The following is a 17,933-nucleotide window of genomic DNA, read 5'->3' as shown; positions in this document are numbered from 1 at the left end:
GCCATTTCTATTTCCTTTATCATCTAAAAAAGAACATATAAAAAGGGTCACTTGGGGGAAGTGACCCTTGGAGTTAATAGGAGTTTAAAACTGGTAACACACATTCCATTACTTTAAATGTCAGTAATTTATGAACGCAGTACCGACAATAATTAAAAGAATAAAGAGTACAACAATTAACGCGAATGCTGATCCGTTGCCTCCGCCGCCGTAGTAATTGTCACCGGTGTTACAACCACCACCGTAACTACCGCCCATGCTATATCCACCATAAAAATTATTGTTCCAATTACCTGCATTTCCGTAGTATCCCATGAAACATTCCTCCTTCCTTCAATTTATAATATGTTCATTGTAGAAATGCGGAGGGGTATTTATCCCAATTTTCAAGTTCTGTTTTATAAATGTTTTTAGTAATACCAAAAAGATTAGTATTGAATAGTTAGAAAAAGACTTGCCTAATAAAAAAAGCTGTAGCGCAGAAAGACGCTACAGCTCAATATTGGTTACCTTGGTTTGTCAGTACAAGTAGTATAACACACTTTTTTATTATGGCATAGGATTGCTATACATAATGGACAACTGTATAGAGTACTCGCCTTCAGTTGTATACATAATATTTAATTCACAATAAATGATGTTTAAGTAAAGCTTACGTCTAAATTGAAATTACAACGTTACAATATAAAACGTCGATGGAAAAACTGTAAGATCATAAGCTACGTCAATTCCAAACGCATTGTATGGGTCATATCTTGAAATCCTTGTTTTTCGTATAAAGTAATTGCGCCCATATTTTCCGTTAAAACGTTCAACTCCAAGTAATCTAACTGCCGATTTTTTGCCCATTTTTTTGCTTCAGATAGCAAAGTTGAACCGATACCTTTATTTTGATATTGGCTCCCAACAATAATATCTACGATAAAAGCGTATTTATGTTCAACTATACATGAATATGGAGGAGTCGTAGTTTCTTGTATCAGCAAAAAGCCAACTGTTCGGCTATCTATGTCCGCTATTAAAATATCTGAATCTTTATTATCAATCGTATTTTGTATAAATGTCACATCTTGTTTTGCAGGTTTTATATACTTTGGTTGTAAGTGGGCCATTTCAGTAAATAGCTCTTGATATAAGCATTCAATTTCATCAATTTCATTTAATGTAGCGATTTTTATTTGCACTTTAAAGCCTCCATTACGTTTATTTCGGGTTATTCTAATATTTTACAACATTAGAAAGCTTATATATATAGATTGCGTTTTCTCGTGTCGTAAGTGCTTTAAATATAAATGAGGGAAGCGAAATCGCTAGTGGATAGAAGCGGAGAGATAAATCGACTTATTTTCTACAAGATAGATTACTAATCATAAAATATTTTTTTCTGTTCGTTTTTTCTGTATTTTTGTTAACGTTCATCGATTACGCAATTGAATATGCTAGAAATGGAGGCTGTTATTGACGAAATCAAACGATGTACTTTATGAAAAATAAAGTATGTTTTGTGCCTTCAGCTATCACCTGTGTGGGTTTTAACTAATGGGGAAGTAGGTGATATTCTGGAAACAAATACGCTTTGGTCATCGTTGGTAGGTGGTATAACTGCATTAATTGCATATCTAATTGGCGGTGTAGATGAATTGGTAACATCTTTAACAATCTTAATGGCTATCGATTTGACATTAGGAGTAATGGTTGGTTGGATAATAAAAGATATTGATTCTCGTAAAACGTTTAAAGGGCTTTTGAAAAAAACAGCCATGATTTTAATGGTCATAGCAGCTGTGCAATTGGACAATGCTACAGAAAGCGGAGATTTTATGCGAAATGCTATGATTTTATTTTTAATAGGAATGGAAGGCATTAGCATCATCGAAAACTTAGGTAAGTTAGGAATACGTGTCCCGAAGTTTTTAGCTAATGCTTTTGCACAGTTAAAAAAGGATAATGATGATAAAAAGGATGATGAATAGTAACTGTAAAGTAAAGTTGCGAATCCACAATAATATTAATAAAAATAGATAACCCACACAGGAAATAGTAACAAATTATCAAATAAGACCAGAGCAAAAGAAATAATAGTCAACACCACTCACCCTTTGGAGAGAATTAATTTGATGCAACCTTAACATGAGGTGAAAATAATTCCTTAAATCGGGGACATAGTGGGGATTTTTACACCATTATGGTGATTTACTTTTGAAGGAATAGATTAGTGAAAAATGCAAGATGGACAAGTAAATATTGATAAAAATAAAAAAAGAGTCACATCTAACTAGGTGTGGCTTTTTATAATGCATTTAATGATTATAGATGAAGGAAAGTTGATGATGTAGAAAATCCGTAAGGGAAATTTATTAAAATTGGGGGACATTGATGACCAAAGAGGAGTTGCCAAAAAAACTGCTTTATGATGATGCCCTAATTTTTCACATCAACAAGCCTACTCAAGCTTAATGGAAGAGGTGGTACTATGCAATTGACTGACGGATCCTGGATATTTGAAACTGAAGAGATAGATGCAGCTGTCATGAACTTAGAACGAGAAGGTTATGAGAGAGAGATGCTGAATGCATTTGCACGTTATGCATACTTACGCTATAAGAAAATAAGAGACTATGTGAACCCACGTAAGTGTAAATACATGCTAATTGATAAAGTGCGAGAACAATTAAAGTCACCTGCCAAACTACGAAGAGTTTGTAGCTTAGTAGAAATGACGGAAGAGGAAGTGCAATACATTATTGCATTTGTCAAAAAGCATTTGAAATATGTAAAATAGACAAATTTATTAAATATGCTACTGAATAACAGCTGTGTCCTGTTTAGTGGGCGTTTACAGCTCGTAAAAGAATGGAATTACTAATATCTAAGTACAAGCGATCCGAGTAAAAGGTAACAAGAAAGTGAGTAACAAAAAACTTTGCATAAGTTGAAATTTTAAATAACCTTTCTACTTATCCAAAAATAAAAGTCCAAAAGGTAAACTTATCAAATTCATTTTCCAAGTAATGATTCCCTGAAATAACAACGATCTATATAAAAGAACGCTGTATGGAATAATAATAATTATCGATGTAACAGTACCAGAGCTAATAGAGCGAAAAAAGATTGTTTGCCCAATGTGTGTAAATGCATGGATAAAAAATACTGATGAAACTAAGATGAAAAAATAAAAGTTCATCGTTAAGCCATTGTATAAATGTAGATTAGCAGCAATTGTAACGCCACTTACAAATAGAAAAACAATGATGACTGCTACTGCAAATTGAGCTGTAGTCATTGAAAATTGTTTTACTATTCGATCAGCTAATTTTAGTGGTAATCGCTTATATAACTTTTTTTGATTGTTATGTAACCATTGTTCAACCATTATAATCTCTTCAAAATCGTGGACAATGAAAAAATAGGAAATAACCATATTAGCGTTTGAATATTTAGCCAAAATTCCATTTTGCAACGCCACTTTCTTTTAAATTTGTTTTAGTAAATTAAATAGGGTCACTGGACCAGAGTGACCCTAACCAACAAATCAGGAGGTGCAAAGCTAAATTAGCTTTACACTACTATTACTATGTCGAAATAGTTATGATAGCTAGCTATTAGCCTGTAAACTAGATAAAAAATAAAAGTTTTTTTACTTAAAAATAACCTCTTAGCTTCTTCCTATTAAATTCATTGTAATTATAACAATTAAAGAATGTTTAACTAACAATTTTTTAGGATTATATAGAATGAAGAGAATCCGCTTGTTTTATATAACTTTAAGCCTTTAACAAACTCCATTAATTAAAACTCCAAGCGATATAGTGTATGAGTCACTTAAATGCATAAGTACATTTGATAGGAAAATAGTATAATGGAGGTGTTGTATAATAAGCCTATGTTCTTGCAATATTGTCGAACTTAATAATCAAATTTACCATTCATGATTGTCAGAAAATATCAATATAGCATATAATAAATAAAAAATATAAAATAAGAGGTGAACTTATGGGGAAACCAGTAGATTACAATCTATTTCCGGCCTATCAAAACACACTTGATGACAGACTTAATGAGCGAAAAGAAGAATATAAAGAAGAGTTAGAAAAAGCAAAAATGGGTGGATATCTTCTAGACTTTGAAAAAATATCTGAAGTAGTACCGCAATAAATAGAAAGCATCTCACTTTGTGTGAGGTGCTTAGACTGTAGACAAACTCGAAGTTTTTCGAATTTGTCTATAGTCTTTTTTTATTTATAACTAATATAGGGGATGACTACTGCCGTTGATTTCCGCTACGGGCGGGCGCTTTCCGCGGGCACACCGTAAGCCGCAACCCTCGCTAACGCGCGCTCTGTTGCGTCTTACGTTTTGTGCGTTCCCGCAAGAGTCGCCCACCCTCCGCTCCAATCAACTTTATATGTATTACTAGCAGTCTACTATAATTGCTACTTGGACATGTCAAACAGCTTCATAGAGAGGGGATGCTCGAAGCGTATGGCAAGACGATAGTAAGAACCCATTTTTAAAAAAATTAATATAGAAGTGATGACTACTGCCGTTGATTTCCGCTACGGGCGGTCGCTTTCCGCGGGCACATTGTAAGCCGCAACCCTCGCTAACGTGCGGCTTGTTGCGTCTTACATTCTGTGCTGTTCCCGCAGGAGTCGCCCGCCCTCCACTCCAATCAACTTTTTATGTATTGCTAGCAGTCTCTTATAAACGAAGGAAGGGTATGCCAATATAAATCGAGTCCGGACAGTATGGTCAAGACGATAGTAAGAACCCATTTTAAAAAAAATAATATAGAAGTGATGACTACTGCCGTTGATTTCCGCTACGGGCGAGCGCTTTCCGCGGGCACATCGTAAGTCGCAACCCTCGCTAATGCGCGGTTTGTTGCGTCTTACGTTTTGTGCGTTCCCACAGGAGTCGCCCGCCCTCCACTCCAATCAACTTTATATGTATTGCTAACAGTCTACTATAAACGAAGGAAGGGTATCGCCAATATAAATCGAGTCCGAACAGTATGGTCAAGACGATAGTAAGAACCCTTTTTAAAAAAAATTAATATAGAAGTGATGACTACTGCCGTTGATTTCCGCTACGGGCGGTCGCTTTCCGCGGGCACATCGTAAGCCGCAACCCTCGCTAACGCGCGGTCTGTTGCGTCTTACGTACTGTGCGTTCTGAGCAGGAGTCGCCCGCCCTCCACTCCAATCAACTTTATATGTATTGCTAGCAGTCTACTATAATGGCTACTTGGACATGGCAAACAGCTTCATAGAGAGGGGATGCTTGAAGCGTATGGCAAGACGAAAGTAAGAACCCATTTTTTACAATAAAAATAATAAAAGGGATTAAGATTTCTATTCTTAATCCCTTTTGTCGACAAGCTGAGCATCACACTTTGAGTGAGGTGCTTTTTATTTAAACTAACGTGGGAAAGCGCTGTTTCGTATTCAACATAATTTCCTTCATCAATAATATAACTATTCTTAATTAAATAGTAGAAATCGAATTTTTATATTCAAGCTATTACTTTCATTTAGTTGTTTCCAATATTAAAAATTTCATATAAATCATCCAGAAATTTCTCCAGATGAAAACTACGAGAGTCATCATCTATTATTATGGGTATAATAACGAATAATCCTAAAATAAATACATAAGCTAAAATTACTTTAAATAATTTTGCATTTTGTTAATTATAAACTGGTGCTTCTTCAACTTCAGATGCTCTTTCTGTAAAAGAAGTTGAATTTTGATAAACAATCTCTTCATTTAGCTCTTCGTTAATTGTATTGCAATACTCACATTTATATAGAATTAAACCATCTTCAATTATTTTTTTAAAAGAGTTATTTGCCAAGCAATTTGGACAATTGCGCAATCATAATACACACCTTCCTATTAACATCTATTTACTATTTTAGGTAAGATAACATTAAATGTACATATTAATATCACATTACCATATTTGAGTGACAAAATTTTGCAAATTAACGATTTAGAAGGAAGTCTTGTAGGAATTTGCAATCATTTAGAATCAATAGTCTACTGATACTAAATGGCTGTTGTTATTTAAAGACGTTCATACTTAGTGAATTTCGATTTTGCACTACAAAAGAAAATAATTAATGTAAATATAAAGCTATTGTTATAGAATGGTAAAAAAACTATTTTCGAAAGTAGCGTGAAGAAATGTTTCCAATATTAAATACTGATCGTTTAGTGTTAAGAGAATTGACAGATAAAGATGCGCAAGCGATATTAAACTGCTTCTCTAATCCAGACGTTTTACGCCATTATGGACAAAAGCCATTAACAAGCTTAGAACAAGTGAATCATATCATCCAAAATTTCGCTAATAATTTCAAGGAAAAACGAGGCATTAAATGGGGTATTGAAGTGCAAGGGCAAGAGGGGATAATCGGTACTATTGGTTTTCAAGAGTGGTCCACAGAGCATAAAAAAGCTGATATTAGTTACGCACTATTTCCCGAAAGTTGGGGGAAGGGCTATGCAAAGGAAGCTGTAGATAAAATTATTTCATATGGTTTTCAAGAGATGGATTTAGTGCGTATTGGAGCCATTGTGTTTACTGAAAATGATGCATCTAACAGGCTATTGGAAAAATTAGGGTTTGAAAAAGAAGGGGTTTTAAGAAACTTTATGCATCAAAATGATATGCCATATGATACGAATATTTATTCTTTAATTAAGTAAATACTAGTATAAAACTCAATGTAACGACCAGCGAAGTGAATATAGCGAGCTGGTCTTTTCTTATTTTAATATTTTTTTTAATTAAGGCACTATCAAAAATATTTAAAATCTGAAAATCTAGTTAACTATATTGATTTTTTTATTTTGATAATATATAATGTTCGCAAAAAAAAGAGAGGAGACGTAGTTTATGTTTAAGAAAAAGGTAAAAAATTTGTCCGCAGGTTTAGTTATGGACAGGTTCAAGTCAACCTGCTTCAAGACTATCAAAAGTAGAAGTACGTCATGGAAATACTAATACTTATATATATCGTTGTAATTGGTAATCTAGTTGAACTACAAAAGCGGGTTAACACTAGGTTAACTCGTTTTTGCTGTCTAAAAGTAATCTAATCCATAACAGGGTGATTGCAGTGAAAAAAGCAAAGTATATTCTTAGCGTAATACTATTTAGTATAGGGTTCACTTTTATCGGAGAGACATATGTCTGGCATTTAGTTAGTTTTGATACGAAATATGATTACGTTACGATGTATAAAAATGGAGTAATGTCTATCCATATTCCTCAAGATGAGATGTTAAAGGATATTTCTGAAGCTGCTAAGGAAGAGAATTTAGAGGTTTTTGTGGTAGATAGAAAAATTTCCACTGTTTATTCTGAGAATATAAATATATATGCGACAGAAGGAACCGCAAACTATTTAAAGGAAAATTCCTCAGTACAACCTGGTCACTATCAAAGCATCTTTTTAGGGGATATCGAATTTGAGGTATTGCCAATCGCCGCTATTCCAGATGTCAATAAGTTTGAAAAATATTATTTGATTGGGGATAAAGAAAACCAGACTCGTTTTAAGCAAAAACTAATTGATAAGTATGCAGGAAAGTTTCCACAGGAGGGATATAGTGCCTTTAATAGTGCCTTCAATATTAGCATTACTTGGGTTATTATATTAGGTCTTTTACTTTTAATAACTTTCTACGAAGTGGCTCAAATGAGGAAAGAAGTAGCGATAAGAGTTATTTCTGGAGAAAGACTGCAACATATTATTTTTCGAAATATTATCGCAGATACACTATTTTTTATTTGCACGTATTTAGTGCTAATACTATTATTTTTACAGTTTACAAATGCAAACTATCATTTTAGTATTTCCCTTTTAATGTTTGCTGCTTTTGTTGTATTCAACGCATGTACCTTTTTCACACTTTTTTTAGGTGATTTTAAAAAAGATATGAAATCAAAAGATAGTGTCAAAAAAGTTTTGCAGTTAAGTTATGTATACAAAATTGTTACTATTTGTATAACGGTAATACTGGCTGCGGGATGTCTAACGGTAATTGATGAAGGGCTAAAATTTTATAAACAAAAACCTTTTTTTGAAAATGCTAAAGATTTTTTTTATGTAAATATAAATGTTGAAGACGGTGAAGTGACACAACAATTAAGGTTTGATTTTTATAAAGAGAATCTTGCAATGAATAACACCCTTTCTTTAGTAGATTTACAAACTAAAGACTTAGGTTCTCCATTTGTTTTTGCTGATAGCGGTTCACTTGACTATTTACATGATAAAATAAGCGAATTTAATACTGCTTCGCTCGAACAAAAAGTGTATTTTTTAGTTCCGGAAAAATATAATTCTAAAAGTGTTCAAACGGAAATGATAAAAATATGGGAAACGTACTATCCACACCCTTATGAATTTAATATTATTGCCTATAAAAAACAACTAGATATTATAGCATTAGATAAAGGTTTTAATATTAGTAGTAAGATAGTGAAGAATCCAATCATTTTATTCAACAATATGGACACAAATGCGCTTAGCCCTTACCGGAATGTTTTTATATTTGGAACAACTATGTATAAAATTCAAGACCATGAGTGGGAACAATTTATTGAAAACAACCATTTAAATCTTTCTAAGGCAAATAATTTCAAGACAAATGTTTATGAGCATTATCTTCATCAATGGAATATTTATAAAAAAGGGATAGTTATAGGTTGCATTTTACTCATTATTTTATTAATTTTAGAAGCCGTCATTATTAAAACCATATTAAACTACGAATATAGTATCAATGCAGTTGAAATTGCATTGAAAAAAATATTGGGTTATGGCTTATTTGAAAGATATAAAAAATTATTTTTAACAACCATTATTTTTGGCGGTATTGCAGGAAAGGCTGCTTTTATAATAGGGCATTTCCTTGAGTGGAGTTCGGAACTATACTTAATCACTGGTGGGTTTTCAGTTGTGTTATTAGAACTTTGCTTTGTTTTCTATTACATAAGAATAACAGAAAATAGAAGCATACAATCAATTCTTAAAGGTGGATCCGTTAAATGATCGAAATCAAGAACTTAAGTAAATCTTTTGGAAATCGAGAATTATTTAAAGATTTTAGTTTAACTATTCAAGATGGAGAGTTTATTGTATTTTCAGGGCCAAGTGGATGTGGTAAAACAACACTTTTAAATATGATTGGTGCGATTGAACAGATAGATAGTGGCAAAATTTTAGTTGATAAGATGGATATTAGTCAAAAAAAAAATCAATTAAATTATTTTGGCAATAAGGTGGGATTTCTTTTTCAGAACTTCGCTTTAATCGAAGATAAAACCGTGAGCTATAATTTGAAAATGATTAAACAAAAAAATCGTTCAAGTATTAGTCTTGAAGAAGCGTTAAACTCTGTAGGGTTATTAAATAAACTAAATGATAAGATTTATACGCTATCTGGTGGGGAGCAGCAAAGAATTGCACTAGCACGGTTAATGATAAAAAAATGCGATATTATTTTGGCAGATGAACCGACAGGCTCATTAGACAAAGCGAATGCGGATGTAGTAATAAATATATTAAAAAATATGAATGAAGATGGGAAGACGATTATTTTAGTTACGCACGATGAAGACATTAAAAAAAGAGGAGAGCGGATTGTTGAAATATGAGAAAAAAGAAAAAAATAATCATTGTTTTAGCAACTATGTTTTCTATGTTTATTGTTTACAATCTATTGTGGTATGCCTGGATGAATGTTAAGTATTCTAAATATACAGGAGACTTAGACGAATTTATACCCAATCGTAGTTATATATTATCGCAAAATGCTTATCTTTATAATGTGAAATTGCCAGATTATTTATCGTTAGTGGGCAATTTAGCTGTTTCAACTGATGATAATAAATATGCATTAATCATATGGCCATCATTCGTAGGAGACAATAAATATGGTATTCAAATTACAGATGAAAATAAGCAAACTTACTCTATTATGATTAATAGGGATCTAAGCGTTATCGATGATGTTCATGAAGAAATAATTGACAATTACAAAGAACAGGTTGAATCATTATTTTTGAAAGCGCAAGATATGTGGGGGGAAATATAATTTATACAAAATTAGGGGTTGGCTTTGCTAGTAGCAGAGCCTGCTTACATAAACTTATAGAGACTGAGTGCTTCAAAATAATGATAAAAACTCGCATTTTGATTATTTGATGGCAAATTGCGAGTTTTTTCTTTGTTAAATCATAAAGCTATTTTTTAGCAACATTGCAGTAGGAAAAGTTTAGCTTATACATTAATTTATTTTTTAAGGAAAATTATACATGTAAATATAGTGGGAATTTTTGATTTACTATATAATTTCCTTAAACCTCATTTTAAAATGACAGAAGGGGAAGTATGATGCAAATAGAAGAGCTCAAAGTGAGAATAAAAAGTGAACCATCTACATTTATTTCTTATTTGGAAAAACTAATTAAAACAAACAAATTTGATGATGGTGAAGTGTTGGAAATTGCAATACGAATCATCAAACACGGATTTGATAAATTGTCAGATGAACAATGGGCTATCTTTCTTGGGAATGGTATATTATGTGATAAATATATTGATCAATGTGATAGCTGTTCTGAACAAATGCCCTGGTCAAATATGTATAGGGCTATTTTTATTAATAAAGATTATCTTTGTGCCAACTGCCGATACATGGAAAATAAAATTAAAGCCTAATAAATATTTAATAGTGTTAGTTGTACCCATCGATGAGAAACCCAAGCAGCAATTGAACTAGGAAGAAAGGCACGATCTTTGTTGTTTTCATATGACCTATTCGAATCCTACTTTGATCAAATAATCAAGATTTTAGCAATTTTATACTACTATTAGGCCTAACAATGAAGCAAACCCAACTGCTTGTTCTGAGGATACTTCACAACCTTTCAAACTTTCCAATGTAACATTTATCCTGTCAAATCTACATGTGCTAATATCAATTCCTTTTAATAATGTTTGAGAAAAATCAACATCATTAAGATCACATTGATTAAACAAGACTTTATTAAATTTGCATTCAAAATAATTGGCACCTTGTAGAGTTGAATTATTAAATTTGATCTGTTTTAAACGGGTATCTGAAAAGTCACATAAATTTGCTATGCAATTGTCAAAACTTACATTCCCTAAATTAGCTTCTGCTAAATTTAAACCTAATAATTTACAGTTTTCAAATTTGACTCTGTGAATTAGTCCTTCACTAAAGCTCGCATTCGATAAATCACAGCTTTCAAAAATGACATCGGTCAAATCAATTTTTCTAAATGTTACATCTATGAATCTTACATTTTTAAAGAGTACTTTTGATAGTATAAGTCTTTCAATACACTCATTATCAATGATGGTGTTAGAGATTACACAATCTGATAAGAACGGATCTTCTTCATAAAAAATATCTTGAAAATTTGCTTTTTCTAAAGTTAAAGGTAATTTAGGTGATTCCATTTTAAATACTTTTGCCACAATAGCACACCTTTCAAATGTAATTATTAATATAGAATAATAAAAAATACATTATTATATAAGACTTTATTTTTTAGTGATAGTGTGGGCAAGAAAATCTGTCATCCTAGATTTCTCCAACAGATACAATAAAGGGGACTTTATATTGAATGATTCCCTTTAGAATATAGAGCATTGTTGCGCGAAGAAATTAAAAAAGTAGTGAAAGCAACTGGTTTCGTAGATGTTGATTGGCATTTCCACATGAATACAGGTTATTTCCAACCTATATTGACTGCTCGTAAAATTTAATAAATGAATGTTAAGGTGGTGTTCGATTTTTGGCTGAGTATATAAAAGAAATAAGAAAATTGATAGGTGAAAAACCATTGATATTAGTTGGTTCCACTGTCATTGTTCCAAACAACTATAACGATGATTAAAGGTTGTTTGAAAAAATGTTGAGAAAAAATGTAATAATAAATCAGTATTTTTATTTATGTCTTATCTATGATAACGTAAATGAGAGGAGGCGGACAGATGAAAATTTTTGATGCACATTTTCATATTATAGATTTTAATTACCCTATTACTGAAAACCAAGGATATGTTCCACCAAGTTATGTTGTAGAAGATTATCAAAACGAAACAACAACTTATAATATTATAGGTGGTGCTATTGTATCTGGTTCTTTCCAAGGTTTTGATCAGGATTACTTAGTGAATGCTTTAGAGAAATTGGGATCTTCATTTTGTGGAGTTACGCAACTACCATTTTCCGTGACTGATGATGAAATTATTGATTTGCAGAAAAAAGGTGTGCGCGCATTACGATTTAATGTGCAACGTGGCGGCTCCGAAGATTTAACTAAGCTTGATTACTTTGCAAGACGTGTTTATGATTTAGCTGGTTGGCATAGTGAATTATATATAGATGCCAAAGAATTGCCAGAAATTGCACCAATAATTGAAGCATTACCGGCTATATCGATTGATCATTTAGGTTTATCCGAGGAAGGCTTACCTCATTTGTTACAACTTGTTGAAAAGGGTGTACGGGTAAAGGCGACAGGTTTTGGTCGCGTGAGTCTTAATGTTGAGAATGCTTTGAAATCCATTTATGCTGTTAATCCAGATGCTTTAATGTTCGGTACGGATTTACCCTCAACTCGAGCAAAAAGACCCTTTGCGTATTCTGATATAGAATTGATCCAGCAATTATTTGACCAAGCAGCTGCTGAACAAATATTATATAAAAATGCGTTAGAGTGGTATTTTAAATAATAGAATTTAAATAACATATATGAAACACCTATTTTGCAATCTGTTGCTGGCAATAATTTGAGCAAAGAAATGGAACTGCGAAGGGTGTTTTCTTGTTCCTTAAAAGTGTTGGACTGTTTTGTTGAAATAGCTGATATTAAAAATATTCTAAATTTAATTTTGCGATAATAGGAAGAGTGTGTGTTAATTTACGATAAAGGGTGATCATTATGAATTCCAATTTTAACTTTACTAACTTTCCAATGTTTGAAACAGAACGGTTTATTTTACGCCAAGCACTAGAAAATGATTGTCATGATCTTTTTGATTTGTATTCGGATGAGCAAGTGACTAGATATACTCCGCTAACACCATTTAAGTCTATTGATGATGCGAAGAATGAGTTGGATTGGTACGATACGATTTTAAGAGAACAGACTGGTTTTAGATGGGTAATTGAAGATGTGGAAACTAAAAAAGTAATTGGTACTTGTGGGTTTTTGAATTATGAAAGAGAACATAATCGTATTGAAATCGGCTATGATTTACATCCTAGCTATTGGGGGAAGGGCGTAATGAAAGAGGCGTTAAGTTGTATTATTTCTTTTGCCTTTTTGACGATGAAAATTAATAAAATTGAAGCGAAAGTTGAACCAGAAAATCAATCATCAATTGGATTGTTAGAAAAATTAAATTTTTCTAAAGAAGGTGTTTTAAGACAACATGAATTTGAGAATGGGAAATATGTTGATTTAGCTATTTTCTCCATTTTAAAAAGTGAATATCAGTGATGTTTTTCAAAAAGTATCTCTATTCCATAATTGTGTATTTTCCGTTGGGGTCTTTATATTTTTTATTTTTAGAAATTTCCTAAAAAAATGAAACTTTCATAGTTTCTTTCCGTATAAACTGGAAAATACTATTTTTTCTGGGAGGTAAATATGATTAAGTTTAGAGGCTACTTTCTTATATTAGTGTTCTTACTAACAGCCTGTACGCAGGATGCAGTTATTCCTAAAGAACAAGAAAAAAGTAATGAAAATATTGTGACTACACCGGATGGTAAAATAACGTTTGAGGTTATTAATAACATTCAGATTCCCCAAGAAAAAGTAGATACAATTAAAGAAGAGATACTTGCTGCATATGAAGTAATAAAAAGTTCAATCCAAACTACATATGTTCCATCGGAAAGAATTCAGATATTTCTCAATGAAGGAAGTCAAATTTCATGGGGCTTCGCAAAGGAAATCCAGCTATATGACATTAAGGATGATCGATATCCACTTGTCCATGAGATGACACATTCTTTACTCGGTTATGGAAATAATTTTGATACAAGCAGTGGTTATTTTACGCAAGAAGGTTTTGCTTCTTATATGGAACAAAAATACGGAAATGATAAAATCAATTCTCATCGGTTAATGAAGTATTTTATGGATTCAAATAAATTCATCCCTATTATCAAGTTAATGGATATGAATTATGCTGCATCTTATTTTCGCCCAAAGCTTACAAATCCAATTGAGGAGAGTATCCTAATGGCTCTAAGCTATAATCAATCCAATTCTTTTGTAACATATTTAATTGATACTTATGGAATAGAGAAATTTGAACAGATATACAACGAAAAGGAATTGGATAAAAAGATAGAACAGGTTTACGGTAAAAATATTGATGAGTTAGAAAAAGAGTGGATAGCTATTATCAATAACCAAACTGAACTAACAACAAATGAGAAAATAGTCAATGATCTCTATAATATTGTCTCAATTATAGATAAAATAGATCCTAAATATTTTACAAAGGAATAATTTTTTAGAATCATTTATGGCCAAGAAAAGCTAATTGTTGTAATGCTTTATAAATAATTTTTCTTTTGCCTGCTTTAATTAGTTTTCTGATCCCCACGCTTAAACTAAAAATCAAAGATCGTTTATTTCCATTTGATATTTTGAAGCTATTTGCATTTTACGTTCCAATATTATATTCTATCATAATACATAAATTTGGAAATGATGTGATTGACGTGAATAGTATAGAAAGAGCAAATAAAAGAAAAGTAAAGGCTATACGAATTTTGGATGAATTACAATTAATTCAAAAATGGAGTACTGTGGGAAACTGTTTTTTGGTGGGGGCAACAGCTTACGATTTAATAGTGTCACTTGATATTGATATGGAGACATTTAGTGAAAATGTGAATCCAGAAAAAATTATGAGTGAATTGACTTCTCTAATTAACAATAAAAACGTATTGGAACTAAAATATAAAAATTATATTGAATCAGACTTTAAAGGCTTTTACTTTAAAATCATTTATCTTGATAATGAAGAAGAGTGGAATATAGATATGTGGCTTTTTTCAAATGACCGTCAAGGCGCTCTCTCTAGAGATTTAGTGCCTTTAATGAAAAAAGCCTTATCCGAAACAACTAGAAAAGCGATTCTAGAAATTAAAGAAGCTTTACTAGAAGATAATTTAAACTATTCATCAATTTTTATTTATCAAGCTGTATTAGATTATGGAGTGAGCAATGTAACTGATTTTTTAGCATGGTCGAAAAATCATGATACGAATCAGCTTATACAATGGAAACCTCGATGAAGTCCGATGATGTAGAGTTGGGATAAGTTGCTTTCCATTCAAAAAAAGCGACTCACTTTCTCTGCGACTTTATATGGACATATTTGGGGAGTTTTACTTCGTATTTAGAACGAAGCTTTATAGTAACATTAGGTATATAAAGATATGGGAGGTTTTATATGCCTGATTTAATGCTTGTCCTTTTTTTATTTAACCTTTCTTTATTTTTTTTGCATGAAATGGATGCAATAAGGCGTTCTGAATGGCGATTGTTTATCGTACTAAAAGATATGGAAGATGCTAAGGCTTATAAAGTATTTACATTTATTCACCTATTTCTTTACGTAATTATCCTTTCCTTACTTTTCAGTGAGTATCAAAATATTATTTTTTGGGTCATTGATGCTTTCTTTATCATTCATGGAATCTTGCACTTATTTTTTGAACGGCACCCTCGAAACGACTTTAAAGATTCGTTTTCAAGATCGATTATTTATTCAATGGGGATTCTTGCTGTAATTCATTTATTATTTTTAATTTAGATTTAAGTCATATCTAATAAGATGTGGCTTTTTTTTCTGGTTGTACATCTCCAAATTATGTATATTTATGTAAAGGAGGAATAAAAATTGAAGAAAAAATTAATAGTACCATTTTTATTATTGCTAGGTATGCTTTTAACAGCATGTAGTCAAGATAAGGAAAAAGAGGGTGGAGCTGAAAAAGAAGTTGCTACTGTAAACTCAACTGAAAATACAGCGGATGGAGAGCCACTAAAAGTTGATAAAGGGGTTTTAAATGTTGAAGTAACAATACCAGGTACTTTTTTTGAAGGTCAAGATATTGAAAAAGTTATAGCTGAAGCGAAAAATGATGGAATCAAGGAAGTTATAAAAAATGAAGATGGTTCTATCACTTATAAAATGTCTAAAGCAGAGCACAAAAAAATGATGAAGGAATTAGAAGAAGGGATTATTAAATCAGTAGAGGAAATTAAAACGAGTGAAGATTTTAGCTCTATTAAAGATGTAAGTTATAATAAAGCATTTTCAGAATTTACATTGTCGGTCAACAAAGAAGAATTTGAAAATAGCCTTGATACAATTGCTTCTTTCGGACTCGCAATTACAGGTATGTATTATCAGTTATTTAATGGAGTAGATCCAGAAAAATATAAGGTGACAGTCATTTTCAAAGATGAATCGAATGGTGAAGTGATTAATACGATTGTTTATCCAGATGATTTAAACGAGAAAAATTAATATATTGGTAAAGAACAAAACTCCAAATATAAACCAGAATGAATTCTACTTTTGTAGAATTATTCTGGTTTTATTTTGTTAAACCAAATGCTTTTCTAATTACTGTAGAAAAGTACATTTTAGTTTGAATTACAAATGGTTCCTGTTTTTATGCCAGTAGGTCCATTAAATCCTGGTATTGTATCAACTACCGTATTTGTTGCAATATCTATAACTGACACAGTATTGTCAGCCTGATTTGTAACATATGCAAATTTTCCATCTGGCAAGATTGTGACTTGGTCTGGAGATAATCCTACAGGGATTGTTGCAATTACTAGATTTGTAGCGGTACTTATGACTGATACAGCATTACTACCTTTATTTACAATGTATATAAGTGTGCCATCTGGAGTTATTGCTGTTCCTACAGGCCCTGTTCCAACAAGTATTGTATCAACTACAGTATTAGTTGCTACATTAATTACAGAAACAGTGTTACTATTTTCATTTGTAACATAAGCAAATTGGCCATTAGGTGTGAAAACGATTGATCTAGGGCGAATGCCTACAGGGATTGTATCAACCACAGTATTAGTAGCGGTATTAATAACTGATACTGCATTTGAATTTTCATCTGCCACGTAAGCAAATGCACCATTTGGCGTAAACGCAATACCTTGAGGTAGAAGCCCTACTGGAATCGTCGCGGTTACAGTATTAGTCGCAGTATTTATGACAGATACAGTGTTTGATCCGTGATTAGATACATATGCAAGTGTTCCATCTGGTGAAATCGCCACACCAAGCGGATTAACTCCAACCGCAATCGTCGCAACTACCATATTTGTTGCAGTATCAAAAACTGTTACATTATTTGAGAAGAGTGCAGGAACATAACCAAATTCGCCATTTGGTGAAATCGCGACTTCGAGAGGAGCACTTCCTACTGGAATGGTAGCGACAATAGTATTAGTTGCTGTATCGATTACTGACACTCTATTGTCGGGAGTTTCTAATTGACCAGCGTCTGTAACATACACGAGATAGTTACAACTTGGTTGTACAGGTAAATATGGTGGCTTACATTTACAATTACAACAAAAACCGCAACAGTGACAATGACAACTAGGATTTGTTTTAAACTTGAACTTTTTAAAATTATTAGATTCTTTTTCCACACTGAACCTCCTTCCAATCGTATATTGATAGAATATGTAAACTAAACCATATTACTTGTTTGTTGTCCTATACAAAATATTTCTTATATGTGGAAAGTCTGTATTTACTTATGTTTCTAAAATTGATTTATTTTTAAATCGTTAGGCGTTCAAGAGA

General features: G+C 32.1%; 18 protein-coding genes and 1 pseudogene. 14 read left to right on the top strand and 5 right to left on the bottom strand.

Annotated features, from left to right (window positions below):
• Positions 1-120: 120 nt before the first annotated feature.
• The gene (locus ACQKNX_RS23925) at positions 121-315 is read right to left on the bottom strand and encodes a YjcZ family sporulation protein (protein ID WP_427431056.1); all 195 of its coding nucleotides are present in this window, start codon (positions 313-315) and stop codon (positions 121-123) included.
• A gap of 404 nt (positions 316-719) precedes the next feature.
• A complete protein-coding gene (locus ACQKNX_RS23920) occupies positions 720-1,184 on the bottom strand; it encodes a GNAT family N-acetyltransferase (RefSeq protein WP_427431055.1) in 465 nt (154 codons plus the stop codon).
• Between the two features lie 339 nt (positions 1,185-1,523).
• On the opposite strand from ACQKNX_RS23920, the gene ACQKNX_RS23915 reads away from it, so the two are divergent.
• Positions 1,524-1,973 carry a phage holin family protein gene (locus tag ACQKNX_RS23915; protein ID WP_427431054.1) on the top strand — a complete coding sequence of 150 codons (450 nt, stop codon included), beginning with the start codon at positions 1,524-1,526 and terminating at the stop codon, positions 1,971-1,973.
• Between the two features lie 500 nt (positions 1,974-2,473).
• Entirely contained in the window at positions 2,474-2,782 is a 309-nt protein-coding gene (locus ACQKNX_RS23910; protein WP_427431053.1) for a hypothetical protein, read from the top strand.
• 171 nt (positions 2,783-2,953) lie between these two features.
• On the opposite strand, the gene ACQKNX_RS23905 is transcribed toward ACQKNX_RS23910, so the two are convergent.
• Positions 2,954-3,373: an HXXEE domain-containing protein gene (locus ACQKNX_RS23905; protein ID WP_427431052.1), complete on the bottom strand. Its 420-nt coding sequence runs from the start codon at positions 3,371-3,373 to the stop codon at positions 2,954-2,956.
• A 620-nt stretch (positions 3,374-3,993) separates the two neighbouring features.
• Here ACQKNX_RS23905 and ACQKNX_RS23900 point away from each other — a divergent pair.
• The 6 genes from ACQKNX_RS23900 to ACQKNX_RS23875 all read left to right on the top strand — a co-directional run bounded on the left by ACQKNX_RS23900 (position 3,994) and on the right by ACQKNX_RS23875 (position 10,739).
• A complete protein-coding gene (locus tag ACQKNX_RS23900; RefSeq protein ID WP_427431051.1) occupies positions 3,994-4,155 on the top strand; it encodes a hypothetical protein in 162 nt (53 codons plus the stop codon).
• 2,034 nt (positions 4,156-6,189) lie between these two features.
• Positions 6,190-6,714 carry a GNAT family N-acetyltransferase gene (locus ACQKNX_RS23895; RefSeq protein ID WP_427431050.1) on the top strand — a complete coding sequence of 175 codons (525 nt, stop codon included), beginning with the start codon at positions 6,190-6,192 and terminating at the stop codon, positions 6,712-6,714.
• Positions 6,715-7,127: 413 nt separating this feature from the next.
• Positions 7,128-9,068, top strand: coding sequence for a hypothetical protein (locus ACQKNX_RS23890; RefSeq protein ID WP_427431049.1), 1,941 nt, complete (start codon positions 7,128-7,130; stop codon positions 9,066-9,068).
• Positions 9,065-9,673, top strand: a complete 609-nt coding sequence (locus tag ACQKNX_RS23885; RefSeq protein WP_427431048.1) for an ATP-binding cassette domain-containing protein — start codon at positions 9,065-9,067, stop codon at positions 9,671-9,673. Before ACQKNX_RS23890 ends, ACQKNX_RS23885 begins: the two co-directional genes overlap by 4 nt.
• Before the next feature lie 80 nt (positions 9,674-9,753).
• Positions 9,754-10,113, top strand: coding sequence for a hypothetical protein (locus ACQKNX_RS23880; protein WP_427431047.1), 360 nt, complete (start codon positions 9,754-9,756; stop codon positions 10,111-10,113).
• Between the two features lie 296 nt (positions 10,114-10,409).
• Positions 10,410-10,739: a hypothetical protein gene (locus ACQKNX_RS23875; protein ID WP_427431046.1), complete on the top strand. Its 330-nt coding sequence runs from the start codon at positions 10,410-10,412 to the stop codon at positions 10,737-10,739.
• A 141-nt stretch (positions 10,740-10,880) separates the two neighbouring features.
• Here ACQKNX_RS23875 and ACQKNX_RS23870 read toward each other — a convergent pair whose 3' ends face one another.
• Positions 10,881-11,525, bottom strand: a complete 645-nt coding sequence (locus ACQKNX_RS23870; protein WP_427431045.1) for a pentapeptide repeat-containing protein — start codon at positions 11,523-11,525, stop codon at positions 10,881-10,883.
• A gap of 519 nt (positions 11,526-12,044) precedes the next feature.
• Here ACQKNX_RS23870 and ACQKNX_RS23865 point away from each other — a divergent pair.
• The 6 genes from ACQKNX_RS23865 to ACQKNX_RS23840 all read left to right on the top strand — a co-directional run bounded on the left by ACQKNX_RS23865 (position 12,045) and on the right by ACQKNX_RS23840 (position 16,616).
• Positions 12,045-12,788 carry an amidohydrolase family protein gene (locus tag ACQKNX_RS23865; protein WP_427431044.1) on the top strand — a complete coding sequence of 248 codons (744 nt, stop codon included), beginning with the start codon at positions 12,045-12,047 and terminating at the stop codon, positions 12,786-12,788.
• A 209-nt stretch (positions 12,789-12,997) separates the two neighbouring features.
• Positions 12,998-13,558 (top strand): GNAT family N-acetyltransferase, encoded by a 561-nt coding sequence (locus ACQKNX_RS23860; RefSeq protein WP_427431043.1) that lies wholly within the window; start codon positions 12,998-13,000, stop codon positions 13,556-13,558.
• 150 nt (positions 13,559-13,708) lie between these two features.
• Positions 13,709-14,581 (top strand): hypothetical protein, encoded by an 873-nt coding sequence (locus ACQKNX_RS23855; RefSeq protein WP_427431042.1) that lies wholly within the window; start codon positions 13,709-13,711, stop codon positions 14,579-14,581.
• Positions 14,582-14,796: 215 nt separating this feature from the next.
• Positions 14,797-15,375, top strand: coding sequence for a hypothetical protein (locus ACQKNX_RS23850; protein ID WP_427431041.1), 579 nt, complete (start codon positions 14,797-14,799; stop codon positions 15,373-15,375).
• A 158-nt stretch (positions 15,376-15,533) separates the two neighbouring features.
• Complete coding sequence (locus ACQKNX_RS23845; protein ID WP_427431040.1) at positions 15,534-15,896, top strand: DUF6713 family protein; 363 nt, start codon at positions 15,534-15,536, stop codon at positions 15,894-15,896.
• An 87-nt stretch (positions 15,897-15,983) separates the two neighbouring features.
• Positions 15,984-16,616 (top strand): hypothetical protein, encoded by a 633-nt coding sequence (locus ACQKNX_RS23840; protein ID WP_427431039.1) that lies wholly within the window; start codon positions 15,984-15,986, stop codon positions 16,614-16,616.
• 119 nt (positions 16,617-16,735) lie between these two features.
• Here the strand turns inward: ACQKNX_RS23840 and ACQKNX_RS23835 are convergent.
• A pseudogene (locus tag ACQKNX_RS23835) lies at positions 16,736-17,659 on the bottom strand (beta-propeller fold lactonase family protein); the annotation flags it as partial.
• Between the last annotated feature and the right edge of the window lie 274 nt (positions 17,660-17,933).

Source organism: Lysinibacillus sp. NPDC093712 (assembly GCF_050280025.1).
Taxonomy (GTDB): domain Bacteria; phylum Bacillota; class Bacilli; order Bacillales_A; family Planococcaceae; genus Lysinibacillus.
Note: the sequence above shows the minus strand (reverse complement) of the source record. Positions and strands in the feature narration are given on the sequence as shown.

Excerpts from the sequence above, each read along its gene's own strand:
- ACQKNX_RS23910 (WP_427431053.1), top strand. The coding sequence starts at position 2,474 with ATGCAATTGACTGACGGATCCTGGATATTTGAAACTGAAGAGATAGAT.
- ACQKNX_RS23875 (WP_427431046.1), top strand. The coding sequence starts at position 10,410 with ATGATGCAAATAGAAGAGCTCAAAGTGAGAATAAAAAGTGAACCATCT.
- ACQKNX_RS23845 (WP_427431040.1), top strand. The coding sequence starts at position 15,534 with ATGCCTGATTTAATGCTTGTCCTTTTTTTATTTAACCTTTCTTTATTT.
- ACQKNX_RS23860 (WP_427431043.1), top strand. The coding sequence starts at position 12,998 with ATGAATTCCAATTTTAACTTTACTAACTTTCCAATGTTTGAAACAGAA.
- ACQKNX_RS23865 (WP_427431044.1), top strand. The coding sequence starts at position 12,045 with ATGAAAATTTTTGATGCACATTTTCATATTATAGATTTTAATTACCCT.
- ACQKNX_RS23855 (WP_427431042.1), top strand. The coding sequence starts at position 13,709 with ATGATTAAGTTTAGAGGCTACTTTCTTATATTAGTGTTCTTACTAACA.
- ACQKNX_RS23895 (WP_427431050.1), top strand. The coding sequence starts at position 6,190 with ATGTTTCCAATATTAAATACTGATCGTTTAGTGTTAAGAGAATTGACA.
- ACQKNX_RS23880 (WP_427431047.1), top strand. The coding sequence starts at position 9,754 with ATGAATGTTAAGTATTCTAAATATACAGGAGACTTAGACGAATTTATA.
- ACQKNX_RS23900 (WP_427431051.1), top strand. The coding sequence starts at position 3,994 with ATGGGGAAACCAGTAGATTACAATCTATTTCCGGCCTATCAAAACACA.
- ACQKNX_RS23885 (WP_427431048.1), top strand. The coding sequence starts at position 9,065 with ATGATCGAAATCAAGAACTTAAGTAAATCTTTTGGAAATCGAGAATTA.
- ACQKNX_RS23925 (WP_427431056.1), bottom strand. The coding sequence starts at position 315 with ATGGGATACTACGGAAATGCAGGTAATTGGAACAATAATTTTTATGGT.
- ACQKNX_RS23905 (WP_427431052.1), bottom strand. The coding sequence starts at position 3,373 with ATGGTTGAACAATGGTTACATAACAATCAAAAAAAGTTATATAAGCGA.